12 protein-coding genes are annotated in these 18113 nt (G+C 38.1%); 6 read left to right on the top strand and 6 right to left on the bottom strand.

All coding sequences use genetic code 11. From position 1 onward, the window contains the following. Positions 1-11 precede the first annotated feature (11 nt). Positions 12-3263 carry a S41 family peptidase gene (locus tag JKA74_RS16770; RefSeq protein WP_201432388.1) on the top strand — a complete coding sequence of 1084 codons (3252 nt, stop codon included), beginning with the start codon at positions 12-14 and terminating at the stop codon, positions 3261-3263. A 423-nt stretch (positions 3264-3686) separates the two neighbouring features. Here JKA74_RS16770 and JKA74_RS16765 read toward each other — a convergent pair whose 3' ends face one another. Together JKA74_RS16765 and JKA74_RS16760 are read right to left on the bottom strand one after the other, a co-directional pair. Continuing rightward, positions 3687-4055: a hypothetical protein gene (locus tag JKA74_RS16765; RefSeq protein WP_201432387.1), complete on the bottom strand. Its 369-nt coding sequence runs from the start codon at positions 4053-4055 to the stop codon at positions 3687-3689. A gap of 78 nt (positions 4056-4133) precedes the next feature. After that, complete coding sequence (locus JKA74_RS16760) at positions 4134-4631, bottom strand: GbsR/MarR family transcriptional regulator (protein ID WP_201432386.1); 498 nt, start codon at positions 4629-4631, stop codon at positions 4134-4136. A gap of 187 nt (positions 4632-4818) precedes the next feature. Between JKA74_RS16760 and JKA74_RS16755 the strand changes: the two genes are divergently transcribed. The 4 genes from JKA74_RS16755 (at position 4819) to JKA74_RS16740 (ending at position 9112) form a co-directional block, all read left to right on the top strand. Then, positions 4819-6558: a M14 family metallopeptidase gene (locus JKA74_RS16755; protein ID WP_201432385.1), complete on the top strand. Its 1740-nt coding sequence runs from the start codon at positions 4819-4821 to the stop codon at positions 6556-6558. A gap of 11 nt (positions 6559-6569) precedes the next feature. Next, positions 6570-6713, top strand: coding sequence for a hypothetical protein (locus JKA74_RS16750; RefSeq protein ID WP_236587870.1), 144 nt, complete (start codon positions 6570-6572; stop codon positions 6711-6713). Beyond that, the gene (locus JKA74_RS16745) at positions 6706-7506 is read left to right on the top strand and encodes a J domain-containing protein (protein WP_201432383.1); all 801 of its coding nucleotides are present in this window, start codon (positions 6706-6708) and stop codon (positions 7504-7506) included. Before JKA74_RS16750 ends, JKA74_RS16745 begins: the two co-directional genes overlap by 8 nt. Before the next feature lie 343 nt (positions 7507-7849). Next, positions 7850-9112, top strand: a complete 1263-nt coding sequence (locus JKA74_RS16740) for a S8 family serine peptidase (protein ID WP_201432382.1) — start codon at positions 7850-7852, stop codon at positions 9110-9112. A gap of 239 nt (positions 9113-9351) precedes the next feature. On the opposite strand, the gene JKA74_RS16735 is transcribed toward JKA74_RS16740, so the two are convergent. The 3 genes from JKA74_RS16735 to JKA74_RS16725 are packed head-to-tail and all read right to left on the bottom strand — an operon-like array spanning position 9352 to position 15757. Then, positions 9352-9948, bottom strand: a complete 597-nt coding sequence (locus tag JKA74_RS16735; protein WP_201432381.1) for a lipoprotein signal peptidase — start codon at positions 9946-9948, stop codon at positions 9352-9354. Between the two features lie 12 nt (positions 9949-9960). Next, complete coding sequence (ileS, locus tag JKA74_RS16730) at positions 9961-13314, bottom strand: isoleucine--tRNA ligase (RefSeq protein WP_201432380.1); 3354 nt, start codon at positions 13312-13314, stop codon at positions 9961-9963. 4 nt (positions 13315-13318) lie between these two features. Continuing rightward, a complete protein-coding gene (locus JKA74_RS16725) occupies positions 13319-15757 on the bottom strand; it encodes an efflux RND transporter permease subunit (RefSeq protein WP_201432379.1) in 2439 nt (812 codons plus the stop codon). Positions 15758-15913: 156 nt separating this feature from the next. Here JKA74_RS16725 and JKA74_RS16720 point away from each other — a divergent pair, with 156 nt between their 5' ends. Next, complete coding sequence (locus tag JKA74_RS16720; protein ID WP_201432378.1) at positions 15914-17041, top strand: NAD(P)/FAD-dependent oxidoreductase; 1128 nt, start codon at positions 15914-15916, stop codon at positions 17039-17041. 106 nt (positions 17042-17147) lie between these two features. Here the strand turns inward: JKA74_RS16720 and JKA74_RS16715 are convergent, their stop codons facing one another. Next, positions 17148-18029 carry an App1 family protein gene (locus JKA74_RS16715; RefSeq protein ID WP_201432377.1) on the bottom strand — a complete coding sequence of 294 codons (882 nt, stop codon included), beginning with the start codon at positions 18027-18029 and terminating at the stop codon, positions 17148-17150. Positions 18030-18113 lie beyond the last annotated feature (84 nt).

Genomic DNA, 18113 nt, shown 5'->3' with positions numbered 1-18113 from the left:
TACTTTAATCTATGAATTCATTCTTTTCTTACTTCATGGGGGTATTATTACTGGCTCAACTAAACCTCAATGCTCAGGATAATCCACAATGGTTACGCTATCCGTCCATATCGCCAGATGGCCAACAAATTGTATTCACTTATAAAGGAGATTTATATTTAACTTCAGCGTCCGGAGGAAATGCCAGACAAATAACCTTTCATGAAGCCCATGATTTTATGCCTGCCTGGAGTAAGGACAGCAAAAAGATAGCTTTTGCCTCTGACAGATATGGCAACTTTGATATTTTTGTAATGGAAGCTGAAGGTGGTGAAGCGAATCGGCTGACTTATCATTCCAATGATGAATATCCTTATTCTTTTTCTGCTGATGATCTGTCAGTCACTTTTGGAGCTGTGCGTCAGGATTTGGCTTCTCATCGACAATACCCAACATACTCCATGCATGAGCTTTATCAAGTGCCTGTAAAAGGTGGCCGGATAGATATGCTTTGGACAATCCCTGCGGAGCTTACCCAATTCAGTAAAGATGGTTCTAAAATTATCTATCAGGATAAAAAAGGAGGCGAAAATGACTGGAGAAAACATCAGGAATCTGCCATTGCGAGAGATCTCTGGCTATATGAGGCTGCAACGGATACACATAAAATGCTTACTTCATTTTACGGAGAAGACCGTAATCCGGTGTTCTCACCTGATGAAAAATCCGTTTATTATTTAAGTGAGTCTTCAGGGAACTTCAATATTCATAAACTGAACTTGAACTCACCGGAAGAAAATCAACAGCTCACCAACTTGCAACAGCACCCTGTCAGGTTTTTAAGTATTTCTGATGCAGGGAAAATGAGTTTTAGTTATGATGGAGAGCTTTACACATTTGTAGAGGGGGAGCAACCAAAGAAACTGGATATCAGCATTCGTACGCAAAGTGCCTCCAATAAAGATAGCTATATCTCCATCAATGGAGGAGTGCAGGAGATGACTGTCTCTCCCGATGGAAAAGAAGTAGCTTTTATTGCCAGGGGAGAAGTATTTGTGACTTCTGTAGATGGTAAAATGACAAAGAGGGTTACCAGTACGGCCGCTCAGGAGAAGTTTGTGAACTTTTCACCTGATGGTAAATCATTAGTCTATTCAAGAGAAGAAGGGGGTAAATGGACTATTATCAAAACGGAGAAAGTACGATCTAAAGAAGAGCCATTCTTTTTTGCCTCTACTCTATTAAAAGAGACCATTCTCATTGACAATAAACAGGAAAACTATTTGCCGGAATACTCTCCTGATGGTAAAAAAATCGCTTTTATTGAAAATAGAAAAACATTGAAAGTGATGGATTTGGGTACAAAGGAAACCGTTACTTTACTCACTTCGGCAGAACTCTTCCATATGCGGGATGGTGATCAGTACTTCACCTGGAGTCCGGACAGTAAATGGCTACTGGCCACTTACAGGCCAACCATGCCTAATGCAGAAGTAGTATTGCTGGATGCCAGTGGGAAGCAAAAAATGAAGAACTTAACGAAGAGCGGTTATAGCGATTACTATCCTAAATGGGTAAATGATGGCAAACAAATGCTATGGTTTAGTAACCGTGATGGATTGAAAAGCTTTGCTACCAGTGGAGGTTCACAAACAGATGTGTATAGTATGTTTTTTGATCAGGAAGCCTGGGATAAATATCAATTGAGTAAAGAGGATCACGATCTACTGAAAGAAATTGAAAAACTTAGTAAGAAAGAGAAAGAGGAGGATGAGGACGATAAGAAGAAGGATAAGAAAAAAGAAGATAAAAAAGAGGAAAAGCCTAAGGAGGTAAAGTTTGATTGGGATCTAATGGAGGAAAGAAAAGCACGCTTTACTATTCATTCTTCCTCATTAAGTGATGCCGTGCTTTCGAAAGATGGTGAGAAGCTTTATTATTTGGCCAATTTTGAAGAAAACTATAACCTATGGAGCACGGAGCTTTGGACCAAAGACACCAAAATGGAAATGAAACTGGATGCCAAATATGGCAGACTCATGTGGGACAAGGAAATGAAAAATCTTTTTCTGTTAAGTGATGGGACAATATTTAAAATAGACCTGGAGAAAAGCAAAAAAGAAGCCGTTAAGATAAATGGTAATATGATGCTTGACAAGGAAGCGGAGCGGGCTCAAATGTTTGAACATGTTTGGCTCAGGACCAATGGCATTTTCTATACTTCCGATATGCATGGAGTAGATTGGGATAGTTTAAAAGTTGAGTATGCAAAATACCTCCCACACATTGGAAATAGTTATGAATTTGCTGAAATGATCTCTGAAATGCTGGGCGAATTAAATGCCTCTCATACCGGGGCAAGATATAGCGGAAGCATCAAAGAATCAGATGCAACAGCCTCACTGGGAATTTTTATGGATTATGATCATAAAGCTTCCGGTATTAGAATAGCAGAAATCATCAAAGGAGGTCCTTTGGATAAAGCAAAATTTGATATTGCTAGTGGTAGTATCATAGAAAAAATTGATGGACTGGAAATAGCGAATGACAGAGATGCGGCACAATACCTTAACAGAAAAGCTGATCAGTTTACATTGCTTGAAATTTATGACCCAGCCAGCAAGAAACGTCAGCAAATTACTGTCAAACCTATTAGTTTGGGAGCTGAAAGAGGTCTGCTTTACAAAAGGTGGGTAAAGCAAAATCAGGAAGAGGTAGAAAAATTAAGTAATGGGCAATTGGGTTATATACATATTCCGGGCATGAGTGATGGTCCGTACCGAAACACCTATGAAGAAATGATGGGTAAATACCATGATTGCAAAGGAGTAATAGTTGATACCCGTTTTAATGGCGGTGGTGATTTAGTAGCTGACCTGGCAATGTTTTTTACCGGGGAGAAATTTATTACCTATGCTACAGAAGAACGAGAAGTAGGTTATGAGCCTACTTTCCGCTGGACGAAGCCCACTTTGGCTATGTTTAATGAAGCCAATTACAGTGACGGACATTGCTTTGCCTGTGGTTATACTGATCTGAATATTGGTAAAACGGTTGGGATGCCTGTACCAGGCACATGCTCATTCGCAGGCTGGGAAGGTTTGCCGGATGGTACGCGTTGGGGCACGGTGCCTGTTAGTGCAAAGGATAAGGCAGGGAAATGGATGGAAAACAGTGAGACCAAACCTGATATCCAGGTGAAAAATATGCCGGGTGTTATTTCAAAAGGCCGTGATCAGCAGTTGGAAAGAGCAGTGGAGGAATTATTAAAGGATGTGGAGTAATGGAATAATTCAGAGGGAGAAGAGATTTTCCCTCTGAATAAATGATCGTTTACCTGAGGAAATTTCCTCTAATACGCTTTCAAAGTTTTCCTACTGTTAATTGTTTTATGTAAAGCTTATATAATATATAGCAGAAAAAGATAGCCAGTATCCATGGTACAATGAAAATCATCAAACCAAAACTATCTTCCAAAATGATTAAGAAAGATAACAGTAAGGTTGATAGACTAAAATGAATAATGACTAAAGTATTCCTTGTTTTCCTATAAATAAGCAAGATAAAGGAGGCAATATATTGGATAAACCCCACTAGAAATTGTAACAAGCCAAACAAAATAAAAAAGTCAGTATTGTAAATCAATAGTAATGCTAGAATTCCAGCCATGCCGCATAATGTGATCTGTAATTTTAGGTTAAAGCGGATCATTGTACCTGGAGTTTAAGATCTTGCTTTGCTTTATTTCTAAGTTTGAAGAACACAAAAAGATTGAAAAAATGCATTCCTCCTAAAATAAGAATGATGGAGCCTATCTTTTTGCTCAGTTTCTCAATTAAAACCTGCGCAGTTTCTATTTCTCCTATTATTTGGAGAGTATAAACCGCATAACCAATATTGATCAGATAGAACCCTACCACCAATAGCTTATTTACACTATCTGCCAATGCTTCATCTCCATGAAATATTTCCACCAGGAAAATTCTTCCGCTTTTAAATAATGTGTTAGCCACCCAAACTGTGAGCGCAATGGTGCAGGGGATGTAAATCAGGTAACTTAGGATGTTGTAATTCATATTTGTTTTGTTTAGAGTTTGATTTTCATTATTTATTTAATTTTCAGAAAATATTGAAAGTTTATTTTAAAAAAATAGCTAAAGTTTCATGAGCAATTTGTAAAACCAGTTTTTGTCGGACTTGGAGAATTTTTCGATCACACCATCTACCTTTTGTGTGAAATTTCTTAAATCTCCTGTTACGTTCTTAAATTCTTTGCTGAGTTTCTCATTTTCACCGGAAACATCTTGTATCTGCTCCAGTACTTTTAAAATGGGATCAATTTCCCGCTTTCTTCGTTCTTTTGATACTTGCCTGGCTAACTCAAGAATATCTTTTCCTGTTGAGAAAAATTCTTTTCTTTCACCAATGCGATGCTCTTTCTCCACTATTCCCCAGTCAATTAAGGCTCTGATATTCATATTGGCATTCCCCCTGGAAATTTTCAGTTCTTCCATGATCTCTTCAGTGGTCAATGGATTCGGAGAAATTAGTAAAAGTGCATGAATCTGTGCCATGGCTTTGTTAATGCCCCAGCTTGATCCTAATGTGCCCCAGGCCTGTATGAATTTGTTTTTCGCCTCAATGTATTCCATATAAAAGCAAATATAATATAAGTTTTTAAACTTTCAATAAATATTGAAAGTTAATTTGATAGAGACAAGATATTTTATCTGTAAAAAGAAGCCTCTATCTTCTATCGTTCCTGTAATTATGAATAGAAGAAGTCCTAATTCAAAGAACATTTTGTAATTTGCTTTTTTAACAAAAGGTCATGAAATAATGAAGTGTTTCAAATTATCTCTTTACTTACTTTTAGCAGGTCTCAGCCTCAAGGCGCAGGAGTTTCAGACGCCATTTGAACAATCAAATGGTACGGAAACGGCTACTTATGAACAAGGTATTCATTACTATCAATCCCTGGCGGAAGCTTTTCCACAAATCCGGATGATGGAAATGGGACTAACAGATAGCGGAGAACCCCTTCATTTGGTTATTTTCAATAAAACGCAAAATTTCAATTTGGCAGAGATTAAGAATGGAGAAAAAGCAGTTTTTCTAATTAATAATGCCATTCATGCCGGGGAGCCGGATGGAGTAGATGCTTCCATGATGTTATTGAGAGATTTGGCGCAAAATGAAGAGGATAATCCATTTTTGGATGATGTAGTCATTGCCGTCATTCCTTTTTACAACGTTGGAGGAGTATTGAACAGGAACAATGTCTGGCGGGTCAATCAAAATGGACCGGAATCCTATGGCTTCAGGGGCAATGCCAAAAACCTGGACCTGAATAGGGATTTTATCAAAATGGATTCCAAAAATGCTTTTTCCTTTATCGAAATATTTCATTCTCTTGATCCGGATATATTTGTTGATACACATGTGACCAACGGCTCTGACCATCAGCATGTGCTTACTATTTTAAGTACTCAGCACAACAAACTAGGTGGAGGACTTGGTAAGTACCTGGAGAACACTTTGGAGCCATTAATTTTTGAAGAGATGATCAAAAAAGGAAATGATCCGGTCCCTTATGTAAATGTCCATGGTAAATCACCTGAAGAAGGATGGACACAATTCTGGGATGCTGCCCGTTACACCAGTGGCTATTCAACTTTGTTTCAAACGATAGGGTTTATGACCGAAAGTCATATGTGGAAGGATTATGAGCAAAGGGTAGAAGCTAATTATGATTTTTTATTGACAATAGCTCAACTCAGTGGAAGTCAAAAAGAACAGATCAAATCTTTGCGAAGTGAAGCAAAGGAAAAGCTATTGCAGGCTGATAGCCTTCCTGTTTTATGGAAAAATAATAAGAATGAATTCAAAATGATTACGCTGAAAGGTTATCGCACTTCCATGCCTGAAAGTGAACTAACAGGCCAGCCTTTATTAAAATACCATAGAGATGATCCATTTGAAAAGGAAGTTCCTTTTTTCAATGAATATGTAGTGAGTAAGGAAGTGAGAGTTCCTGATTACTACATCCTGCCCCAGGCATGGCACAACTTAAAAGAGCGATTGGAAGCGAATGGAGTTAAAATGGAAGTGTTGAATATTGACACTACTATAAATGTACAATCTTACCGCATTAAGGATTACCAAACTGTCAGGAATGTGTATGAAAGTCATTACTTACATTATAACACACAAGTTGATGTGGATACCATTTCTATGAACTTCAGAAAAGGGGATTACATCATTCCATTGAACCAGTTAGCGAAAAGATACCTGGTGGAAACGCTGGAACCTGAGGCACAAGATTCCTTTTTTAACTGGAATTTCTTCGATTCAATTCTACAGCAAAAAGAGGGGTTTTCAGATTATGTTTTTGAAGAAAAGGCAAAGTCTATTTTAAATGAGTTCTCTGAAGAGCAGCAAAAAGAATTTCAACAGTTGAAGGAGGAAGATTCCACTTTTGCACAGAGTAATTATGCGCAATTGGATTGGATTTTCAAACGCTCTGCACATTATGAGAAAGCACATTTAAGATACCCTGTATACAGGCTCTTTAAATAATGCGTTCATTCTTGAAAAATCCTTTCCTGAAATTGACAATTGCTACTTTGATAGGTGCTTTGCTAGGGTATTTACTTGGAAATATTTCCCTTGGAACAGGAATTGGCTTTGCTTTGGGAATTGGGTATGGGTTTTTAGTGGGTAATGATGAGTAATTCCGAACATATATATTATCAGTCATTACGGGAATTAGGATTGGCAGAAGGCGCTACTCCTGATGAAATTAAGCAGGCATTCAGGAGTTTATCCAAGAAATATCATCCGGATGTCTATCCTGATGATCAAGGTGAACAATTTAAAGCTATTAATAATGCTTATTTATACCTGAAAAAGCACCCTGAACCGCCTCAGACTGTTTATGAATCCCAGACTGTTTATCAAGAGAACTATAAAGAAGAGTATCGAAAAAAATATTGGGCCAGAAAGAAAAAGGAGTCAGAAATGAAACGACAAATGTTTCATTGGATTTTCTCCCGGGTAAGGATAATATTATTAGTTGTCTCCTTCTTAAATATTATACTGGCAGTGGATTACCTTCTTCCTAACCAGGAAATAGAGAAGCAATTAATAAGTGCCAGGGGCTTCACTAAAAGCTATAATGCTCGTGGAGGGAAAATTCATGAATATTATACGCTCCTGAATTTTAATGATGGATATGAGATGAGGATCAAACATGCAGATTCAGAGATTTTTGAAGAAGGAGAAATATTTAAAATTTCAGCGAGTCCTATTACTGCTCAACCCATAAAAGTAGAGTCACTTAAAAATCCGGGACAAATGTTTTATCAAAGGTATGGGGTATTCGCTGTTTTCGGATTTATTATTCCCCTGGTACTGATTTGTTCATGGCTTTATTTTTATCTTATTAAAAATAATGATTATCGCTTATCCCTTGTCATTCTGATTTTAATCCTTGGTATGGCACAGCTTGTCTTATTGTTTGCCTAAAATACAAAGGAATTAAGAGGTTGATAAATTTGAGGAATATTACATTGGGATAAGCCTTTCCGTTAGAATAATTACAATCTTTTTCTTTATTATATTACATGCTATTTTACTCGTATTTGTACCTAATGTAGGAGTATATAATCAGAAAGCTCATTGAATATTTGTTTTAACAGTACGGATAATTATTCTGCAAATTTGAGAAAAACTTTCATGTTTTATGGTTTTGATTGTATTTTTTGCTAAAAACTATCTTTTTTACTCGAAAAACATAGTTTTTATTTTGCGTTCCAACATATTTTTTACTGCTTTGAGGAAATCAAATTGTTTAACTAAAAATTACATTATGATCAAACTAAAAAACATCACAAAATCCCTGTTATCCCTCGTTCTGATAGCAGCCATCTTAACATCTTGTAACAACCAGGATGAAATGAAAATAGATGACACTTCCGAATTTATAGAGGTAAGTGAAAATACAAATGGTCAAATCATACCAGGTCAGTATATAGTGACATTTAATGAGAAAGCAAGTTTACAGTCCCGCAACCTGGCCACTGTAACAGAAAGAAAATTAGCTGTAGTTAATCAAACTGAAAGTTTATTATCAGAAAGGAATATTGCCAAAGAAAACATTCTAAGTGTTTATTCCGAGGCTATTCAAGGATTTGCTCTAAAATTGAGCGATAAAGAACTAGTTGAATTAAAGAGTGACAAAAGAGTTGCTTCTATTGAGCCTGATAGAATAGTAACTCTAGCCCCACCATGTGGAACACCAAATGGTGGCCCTTGTGATGATAACCCGGATGATGGTGGTGGAGATGATGGCGGAAGCTCCAGCCAAAGCACTCCTTATGGTATTACGAGAGTTAATGGTGGTGTAAGCTATACTGGAGGTTCTGTTGCCTGGATCATCGATACTGGTATTGATTTGGATCATGAGGATTTAACTGTTGATGCTTCCAGAGGCTTTAATGCATTTACTTCCGGAAGAGATGGAAAATCAACTGATGATGGAAATGGTCATGGTTCTCATGTAGCTGGAACTGTTGCTGCAAAAGATAATAATGTTGGTGTAATTGGAGTTGCAGCTGGTGCGACTGTAATTCCAGTGAAAGTATTGGATTCACGTGGTAGTGGTTCTTACTCAGGTGTTATTGCCGGAGTAGATCATGTTGCTGCTAACGGATCATCTGGTGATGTTGCCAACCTAAGTTTAGGAGGTCCTACTTCAGATGCTTTAGATGCTGCGGTACTTAATGCTGCAAGCAAAGGAATTAAAATGGTTTTAGCTGCGGGTAACGAGAGTGCTGACGCTAATAATTCATCTCCTGCAAGAGTAAACGGAACAAATGTTTACACTATTTCTGCAATGGATGTAAACGATAACTGGGCCTCATTCTCTAACTATGCAAATCCTCCGGTTGATTACTGCCAGCCTGGTGTAGCGATCAACTCAACCTGGAAAGGTGGTGGTTATAACACAATTAGTGGAACTTCTATGGCAGCGCCTCATGCAGCTGGTGTTTTATTATTAGGAAGTACTTCTACTGATGGAACAGTTAATAATGATCCTGACGGAAACGCTGATCAGATTTTAGTATACTAAGATCACACATTTTTGTAAATGATTGAAAGGCCCGGAATTTTTCGGGCCTTTTTCTTTGCGTAGGGCCGGCTATTTATTTTAAAGAGTAGTGTTAAATATCCTTGGGTTAGGTTAACCCGATTCCAATAATATTTAAGATTACCGTCCTATAAAAACTAAGTAATAAGTAGATGATTGTTGTTGATCAATCTTCCGGAATGGGGAAGCTGCAAAAAAGTTTGACCTGAATAAATGAGAAACTAGGCTTTGGCTTCCTGCTTCATTGCACTAAAAAATCTCTTTTGAAAAACGAGAATAATAGCCACCCCGGTAAAAATGGCAGCATCTGCAATATTGAAAATAGGCCATAAAGAAAGATAATCCCCACCCCAAAATGGCACCCATTCTGCTACACGGCCTTCCCAGATATCCAGATAAAACATATCGACTACCTGCCCATGAAACCATGGTGTGATGGCATCATATGGAGCGTTATCTAGGAAAACACCATAAAAAGTACTGTCTATCACATTACCTATTGCTCCGCCCAGTATCAAAGCCATACTCCACAATACTCCAGGATGGGTTTTGTCTTTGGCCAATTTATATAAATAATAGGCAATGAAAACCATTGCTATCAAGCGAAATAGAGTCAATCCCAATTTCCCATAGTCAGACCCAAATTGCATTCCAAAAGCCATTCCCGGGTTAAGGGTATAGTATAATTTAAACCAATCACCAAAAACGGGAATTTGTCCTGCTGACCCTAATTCCATATTAAAGTGCACAAACAATTTTACAGCCTGATCAAGTATAATGATCGCAATGGTAAGGAAAAAGTACTTTGAATATTTCACAGGGTATGGGTTTTATAAGGAAATAGATATATTAATTTTTAAATCATCAATTTCTAAAGTTGTACTATTTGCTACTTGCTCTTTCAAATCTAGCGAAAGTGCCTGAGTTTCTTCACAAATATAGGCTTTGTTCTGATGAATAGCTTCTTCTACCAAAGAATCTCCTTTTTCCACTGCAATATGGATTTTATCCTGCACCTCTAAACTTTGGTCTTTTCTTAAATTTTGAATACGGTTTACTAAATCACGGGCTATTCCTTCTTTCTTCAACTCATCATCAATATTGATATCTAAAGCGACAGTAAGTCCTCCTTCGGTAGCTACTGACCAGCCCGGGATATCTTTTGAAGTGATTTCAACATCTTCTAACAAAAGGTTGATGCTCTCACCTTCAAGTGTAATTTCTATCTGGCCGTTTTTCTCGATAGTGGCTATTTCTTCCTTGCCCCATTCGTTGATGATGTTGGCTACCAATTTCATTTTTGGGCCAAAATGCTGCCCTAATTTCCTGAAATTTGGTTTCACGTTTTTTACTAAAACCCCCGAAGCATCATCAATATATTCTACCGCTTTCACATTTACCTCAGAAGCAATCAGATCCTCTACAGCTTGTATTTGTTTTTTGGTATGTTCATTAAATACTGGCACTAAAATTTTCCGTAAAGGCTGTCTTACTTTTATTTTCTGAATTTTCCTGATGGAATGGGTCAAAGAGCTGATTTGCTGGGCCAGGGACATTCTTTCTTCTAAAGAGCGATCAATTACTTGCTCGTTTTCTTGCGGAAAATCCACTAAATGAACCGATAGCGACTGATCCTTTTTGCTCACCTTATTCAGGTCCTGAAATAACTGGTCAGTATAAAAAGGAGCAATTGGGGAAGAAATAATAGCTATTTTCTCCAGGCACTCATAAAGGGACTGGTAGGCAGCTTTCTTATCTTCATTGTACTCTCCTTTCCAGAATCTCTTTCTGTTCAGGCGTACATACCAGTTACTCAAATCGCCTGAAACAAACTCCTGGATCAATCGTGCAGCTCTTGTAGGTTCGTATTGATCATAAGCTTCATTCACAGCCTTGATCAGCGAATTTAGTTTTGATAAAATCCAGCGGTCACTTTCTGTTCTTTTATTTAAAGGGATGTAATCTCCTTCAAAGGTAAAACCATCCAAATTGGCGTATAATGCAAAGAAGTTATAAGTGTTTTGTAGCGTACCGAAGAACTTTCTCTGTACTTCTTCTACTCCCTGAACATTGAACTTTAAATTGTCCCATGGATTAGCATTGCTGATCATGTACCAACGTGTAGCATCCGGGCCATATTTCGATAGTGTTTCAAAAGGATTGATCGCATTGCCCCAACGTTTGGACATTTTATTTCCATCTTTATCCAACACCAAACCATTGGCAATTACATTTTTAAAGGCTACTTTATCAAAAAGCATCCCTGATATGGCGTGCAAGGTGAAAAACCAGCCTCTTGTTTGGTCAACTCCTTCTGCAATAAAATCAGCAGGATAATTCTTGTCAAATTCTTCCTGGTTCTCGAATGGATAATGCCATTGCGCATAAGGCATAGCTCCTGAATCGAACCAAACATCTATCAAATCAGCCTCGCGTGTCATTTTCTGTCCTGAGGCACTTACTAAAAATACATCATCCACATACGGACGATGCAAATCAAAATCTTCTGGTAGCTCAGCTTGCATAAATCCTGCAGTCACTGATTTTGCTACTTCTTCCCGCAATTCCGCCATAGAACCGATACATTTCATCTCAGTTCTGTCTTCAGTTACCCAAATGGGCAATGGAGTTCCCCAATATCTCGAGCGGCTCAAATTCCAGTCCACCAGGTTTTCCAGCCAATTACCAAAACGGCCTTCTCCTGTTGAAGCAGGTTTCCAGTTAATGGTTTTGTTCAGCTCTACCAGGCGGTCTTTCATGGCTGTAGTTTTGATAAACCAGGAATCCAGTGGATAATAAAGAATAGGTTTATCTGTTCTCCAGCAGTGAGGGTATGAGTGCTCGTATTTTTCTACTTTAAATGCTTTATTGTCCTCTTTCAGTTTGATGGCAATAAGCACATCAGTTGGTTTGAAATCAGGATTGGCTCTTGTGGCATCATCATAATATTCTTCTTTTACATATTTCCCTGCAAAATCAGTGACTTCTTCCACAAACCTTCCCTGCTTGTCTACCAAAGGAACATCCTGCCCTAATTCATCTTTAACCATTACGGCAGGCACATTATTTTGCTTTGCTACACGGAAATCGTCTGCTCCGAAAACAGAAGCCGTATGAACAATACCGGTACCATCTTCCGTAGTTACAAAATCACCCGGAATCACCCGGAAAGCATTTTTTTCTAAATTCTCATTAGTTACATAGGGCATCAACTGCTCATAGCGGATTCCTACTAAATCGTTTCCTTTAAAGTTTTGCTTGATTTCAAAAGGTATTAATTTGTCACCTTGTGTATAATCGGAAATTGCTACATCCCTGGCTTTATCAGAAAAGTGTTTGCCCATCAATGCTTTTGCAAGAATGACAGATACAGGTTTATATGTATATGGATTAAATGTTTTTACTTTTACATAATCTATTTTCTCCCCAATAGCCAATGCACAGTTGGATGGCAAAGTCCATGGAGTCGTAGTCCATGCCAAAAGGCGAACATCCTCATTTTCCTCTTCAAATAGAAAGGATGATCCGGGGTCTTTCTTAACCTTAAATTGTGAGGTGACAGAAGTGTCTTTCACATCTCGATAAGTACCGGGTTGGTTCAATTCATGAGAACTTAAGCCTGTACCAGCGCAGGGTGAAAATGGCTGCACAGTGTAGCCTTTATATAAGAGGCCTTTGTCGTAGAACTTCTTGAGCAAATGCCACACAGTCTCCATATAGTCGCGCTCAAAAGTAACGTAGGGGTTATCTAAGTCAACCCAATATCCCATTTTCACGGTCAGGTCATCCCATTCACCTTTGAACTTCATTACCGCTTCACGGCACTTCTGATTATATTCTTCTACGGATATTTTCTTGCCAATATCTTCTTTGGTAATTCCCAATTCTTTTTCAACCTGCAATTCTACAGGCAGACCATGGGTATCCCATCCACCTTTTCTTTTTACCTGAAAGCCTTTCAAGGTTTTGTAACGGCAAAAAATATCCTTAACAGTTCGGGCCATTACATGATGAATGCCTGGGGTGCCATTGGCCGATGGTGGCCCTTCATAAAAAGTGAAAGTTGGATTTCCCGAACGAGTGTCAATGGATTGTTGGAAGACATTATTTTCTTTCCAATATGTTAATATATTATCTGCCAGCTCGGCATAGTCAAGGTTTTTGTACTCTTTGTATTGACCCATTGTATTATGTATTTTTTTCTTCAGAGTCTCCATCACTTGAAGTTCTGTTTGCTTTGCTTATCTTTTTTAAATCTATTTCTTCATCATCAGACGCCACATAGAAATTGTCATCGTATTGCTCAATGATTGGATGTACATCTTTCCTTCTTTTACCATCATCAAAAGTAAGTAAAAGTGATGGCAAAACTATCAAATTTGTGAGCATTGCCACCAATAAAGTGGCGGAGGTTAAGAAACCAAGGGCTACTGTGCCACCAAAATCAGAAGCGACAAAAACGATAAATCCTGCGAAAAGCACAATGGAGGTGTAGATCATGCTTTTACCTGTTTCTTTCAATGTTTTTGTCACAGCTATTGGTACAAAAAAGTTGTTGGCAAATAGCTCCTGTCTGTATTTGGCCAGGAAGTGGATGGTATCATCTACAGATATACCGAAAGCAATACTGAAAATAAGAGCTGTACTTGGCTTTAGTGGAACACCAAAATAACCCATTACTCCTGCTGTAATGATCAGCGGAATCATATTTGGAACCAGGGAAATGATGATCATCCGGAGGTTGGAGAATAGTAGCCCCATTACAAAAGCAATCACTGTAAAGGCTACCAATAAACTTAACCTCAGGTTTTCCACCAAATACCTGTTGCCTTTAATAAAGATAGGTGTAGTTCCTGTAATAGTGATTTCAAAATCCGTGTTTTCAAATATTTGAGTCATTCTGGGTTTAATCACATCCTCCAACAGCACATCCATTTTATCGGAACCAATATCAGCTACTTTTAAGGAGATTCTCATCTTTTGAAGATCTTCATCAGTAAAATTGCTCATCACATCCTGCTGCCCTTCTTCTTGTTTAAGATAACGCATAATAAAACCATAGTCCCTTTGGCTGGGCAAACTGTAAAATGCCGGGTTGTTATTATAATAGGCTTGTCTGGCTGATTTTATCATACTTACGATAGAAACCGGCTGACTGATAGCGGGAATGCTATCCAGAAATTGCTCAAATTCCTCTACTTTCCTAAGCGTATTGAGTTGGACAATCCCTCTTTTCTTACCAGTATTGATAACTACCTCCAAAGGCATGATCCCGCTAAAATTTTGTTCAAAGAAGCGTAAATCAGTTTTTGTTTTTCCATCCTCCGGCAAATCATCAATCATATAACTTATGGAATTGATTTTAAACAAACCCACAAAGGAGACTACAATGATTATACCTGTAGTGACATATACTTTGGTTCTGTGTCCGTGAACTACTTTGTTTAGCCACACTACCATAAAGTCAGTCATCTTGAAATTCAGATGCTTCAATTGCTTTCTTCCGGGCTTAGGTAGGTAGGAAAAAACTGCTGGAATAAGAATGATACTTACAATAAAAGTGGCAAATATATTGATGCCAACTACTATTCCAAATTCCCTCAATAATTTGATATCGGTAACGGCCAATACTAAAAAACCTACCGCTGTGGTAAAATTAGTTATCAGAGTAACTACTCCTATTTTCCGAATAATGGTGCTAATGGCTTTTATTTTATTGCCATGTTGATCAAATTCCTGATGGTATTTATTGAGCAGGTAAATGCTATTGGGTATACCAATTACAACTATTATAGTAGGAATAAGCCCCGTTAGAATAGTGACTTTATAGCCCAGCAAATCCAGGGTTCCCATGGACCAGATAACAACGGAGAAAATAACCAATAACGGAAATAATACAGCATCCCAGGAACGGAAGAATAGCAGGAGGATAAAGGCTGTTACCAAAACTGAAAGCACCAGTAATTTAATGATTTCCTGGCGAACTTTGCCCATCATCACTGAGCGTACGAATGGTAATCCGGCATAATGTAATTCTATGCTGGTTTTTGCTGCAAAGGCATCACCTACCTGGATAATATCCTGCATCAGGCGTTGCCTGTCTGCCGAATTAAGCACTTTTTCATCTACAGAAATTACAATCGCTGTGGCTCCTGTTTCGAGATTAATTAACTGGCCTGAGTAAAACTTTTCATCAACTATTTTACCAAGCAGGCTGTCCAATTCTTCCTGATTTTCAGGTAACTCATCAATCATTGGCCTCATTTCAAAACGCTGCTCAGCAGTATTTTTTTGAATTTGCTGTAAATTGGCTATGGAAAGAACATTTGTAACACCTTCTACATCATTGATAGCACGGGCCAGATAATTAAGCCTGGCAAAATTTTGAGGTTCATAAAGACTGCTGTCTTTTATTCCAATGGCTAATATATTTCCATCATCTCCAAATAAATCCTTAAATTTATTAAGTGCTATGAAATCAACATCAGTGTCAGGAACCATTTGAGCAAGGTCATAATCCATCTCAATATTTTTGGCACGGTATCCCATGAAAATGGTGATTAAAGCCAGGATAATAATGAGGGGAAGCCTGAATTTTATTACGTTATGAGCTAGTTTTGTCCACATATTTTTAAACAAGCCACAAAGGTAATGATTTTTCCAGTCCACTGACCTTTAAAACAAACCTTTTACTGAAAGATGTAGTATTAATGAGAATTATCAATTAAACAAGCTAAACTACCGGGGGCTTCTAGTGTTTATACATGCAAAATAAATAATAGTTTGAAAAATAGTCAACAAAAAGTAATTATAGTAGGAGGAGGATTGGCAGGTTTGATAGCAGCCATTACTCTGGCCAGGAATGGAGTGGAAGCCACATTAATAGAAAAAAAGCATTATCCCTTTCATCGTGTCTGCGGAGAGTATATTTCCAATGAGGTGGTACCTTTTTTACAACGTATGGATATATTCCCTGAAGAGTTTCCCCTTCCCCAACTCAAGCGTTTTTTGTTGTCTGATATTGAGGGAAAAACAGCAGAAATAAAATTGCCTTTGGGAGGATTTGGCATTAGTCGCTATGAGATGGATCATTTTCTTTATCAAAAAGCAAAGCTATTGGGTGTTGAAGTACTTTGTGGAACAGAAGTAACCGATGTGCTATTTCATGGTGAGGGCTTTCAGGTAGATCTTAAAAAGGGGGAAAGCCTTCAGGCAGAATTTGTAATCAATGCTTATGGGAAACGATCGAAGCTTGATAAAACCTTCAATCGTAATTTTATTGAAAAGAAATCTCCTTTCCTGGGAGTGAAATACCATGCCTTTTTGGATTATCCCGAGCACTTAATTGGTTTGTATAATTTCCCGGGAGGCTATTGTGGTGTCAGCCAAGTGGAAAAGGGAATGCTAAATATTTGTTACCTCAGCCGAAGGGAAAATCTGAAGAACCATTCTTCTATCCCTGAAATGGAAAAAGCTGTTTTATACAAAAATCCACATTTAAAGGATATCCTGGGAAATGCTGATTTTGTACGGGAAAAGCCGGAAGTGATCAATGAAATTTCATTTGAGAAAAAGAAAACGGTAGAGAATCACATGTTAATGGCTGGTGATACAGCCGGCCTGATTACTCCATTGTGCGGTAATGGGATGGCAATGGCTATTCATTCAGGTTTTATAGCTGCAAATACTGTTAGTGAATACTATCAGGGCAATATCCGGACGCGGGAAGAAGTGGAAGGCACCTACTTGAAAACCTGGCAAAGACATTTTTCACAACGACTTTGGTATGGTAGAAAAACACAGAACTTGTTTGGCCATTCCTTTCGCTCCCGACTGGCAGTAAATTTTGTGGGCAAATTCCCTAAACTGGCAAGTGGGATTATTCGTCAAACCCACGGTGAAGTTTTTTAGGTGAATCATGTACGTGAAAACTTCATCATCCTATAACCTGCAAACCTGAAACCTTGCCAACCTCCTAACTTTTACATAATCACTCCTACACATCAAAACCTATCACCTAAATATACCGCAGCTTCCTTGCATGGTTAACTGCCTCTTCAGTAGTTTCCATCATCAGCAATTCCACTCCTTTTTCCCTGAAATATTGGATAGTCTTTTCTTCAAACTCATCTTTCTTTCCAATTTTTCTTATATAAACTGCTTTCACTCTGCCGGGAAATTTATCTACAGCTTTTTGATATATTTCCGGGTCTCGCTGTCCACTATCACCAATTAAAATAAAACTTAGGTCAGGATAGAGGTTCATCAAACGCTCTATCTTCTCAATTTTATGCTGATGGCTTCCCCCACCTGAGAAAAGAAGGTCCCTGATTCCTGATTTATATTCCTGCAACAGAAAAGGACCTTTAGGGATATTTCTGATGGAGAAGAAATCTGCCAGAAAATCATATAAATTCCATTCACTGCTACTGACATAAAACAATGGATTCCCATTTGCGGCTAATTGCCGGTAAAAGTAGGCCACACCTTCAAATGGTAGTCGGGTTTTAGCATTTTTAGTGAGAATAAGCCTGATTTTCCGCAACATTTGTGTGGCGTGTGATACCAATACGGTATCGTCAATATCAGAAATTACCCCAAACTGCGGGTCAGAGCGAACTATCAGGAATTCTCCCTGTTTTACACATTGTTCCTTGCCCTCTTCATCACAAATAGAAAAATAAACAGGATGCCAGCCCGGATCAATGGGTTTTGGAGGGTAAAGCCATTCACTAAAATAGCCTAGCTCGTCACTGATGGTTTCATAATTTTGCCCATTCAGTTTGATTTTCACAGTAGTTTCAGGAATTGGGGAACTGAGGTATCTTCCCAGCATTGTTTTAAGATTCTTTCTTTTTTTATCTGTTGCTTCAGAAAATATATCAGGTCTGTTCTCCAAAACTTGTCCTTTTACGTATATCCTTTCTCTACTCCCATATCCCATATAGGGGATAATTGTGGGAGGTGAAATTATTCCTAGAAA

This window comes from Marivirga aurantiaca (assembly GCF_016679925.1).
GTDB lineage: Bacteria > Bacteroidota > Bacteroidia > Cytophagales > Cyclobacteriaceae > Marivirga > Marivirga aurantiaca.
Note: the sequence above shows the minus strand (reverse complement) of the source record. Positions and strands in the feature narration are given on the sequence as shown.

Excerpts from the sequence above, each read along its gene's own strand:
- JKA74_RS16740 (WP_201432382.1), top strand. The coding sequence starts at position 7,850 with ATGATCAAACTAAAAAACATCACAAAATCCCTGTTATCCCTCGTTCTG.
- JKA74_RS16725 (WP_201432379.1), bottom strand. The coding sequence starts at position 15,757 with ATGTGGACAAAACTAGCTCATAACGTAATAAAATTCAGGCTTCCCCTC.
- ileS (WP_201432380.1), bottom strand. The coding sequence starts at position 13,314 with ATGGGTCAATACAAAGAGTACAAAAACCTTGACTATGCCGAGCTGGCA.
- JKA74_RS16755 (WP_201432385.1), top strand. The coding sequence starts at position 4,819 with ATGAAGTGTTTCAAATTATCTCTTTACTTACTTTTAGCAGGTCTCAGC.
- JKA74_RS16765 (WP_201432387.1), bottom strand. The coding sequence starts at position 4,055 with ATGAATTACAACATCCTAAGTTACCTGATTTACATCCCCTGCACCATT.
- JKA74_RS16745 (WP_201432383.1), top strand. The coding sequence starts at position 6,706 with ATGAGTAATTCCGAACATATATATTATCAGTCATTACGGGAATTAGGA.
- JKA74_RS16770 (WP_201432388.1), top strand. The coding sequence starts at position 12 with ATGAATTCATTCTTTTCTTACTTCATGGGGGTATTATTACTGGCTCAA.
- JKA74_RS16760 (WP_201432386.1), bottom strand. The coding sequence starts at position 4,631 with ATGGAATACATTGAGGCGAAAAACAAATTCATACAGGCCTGGGGCACA.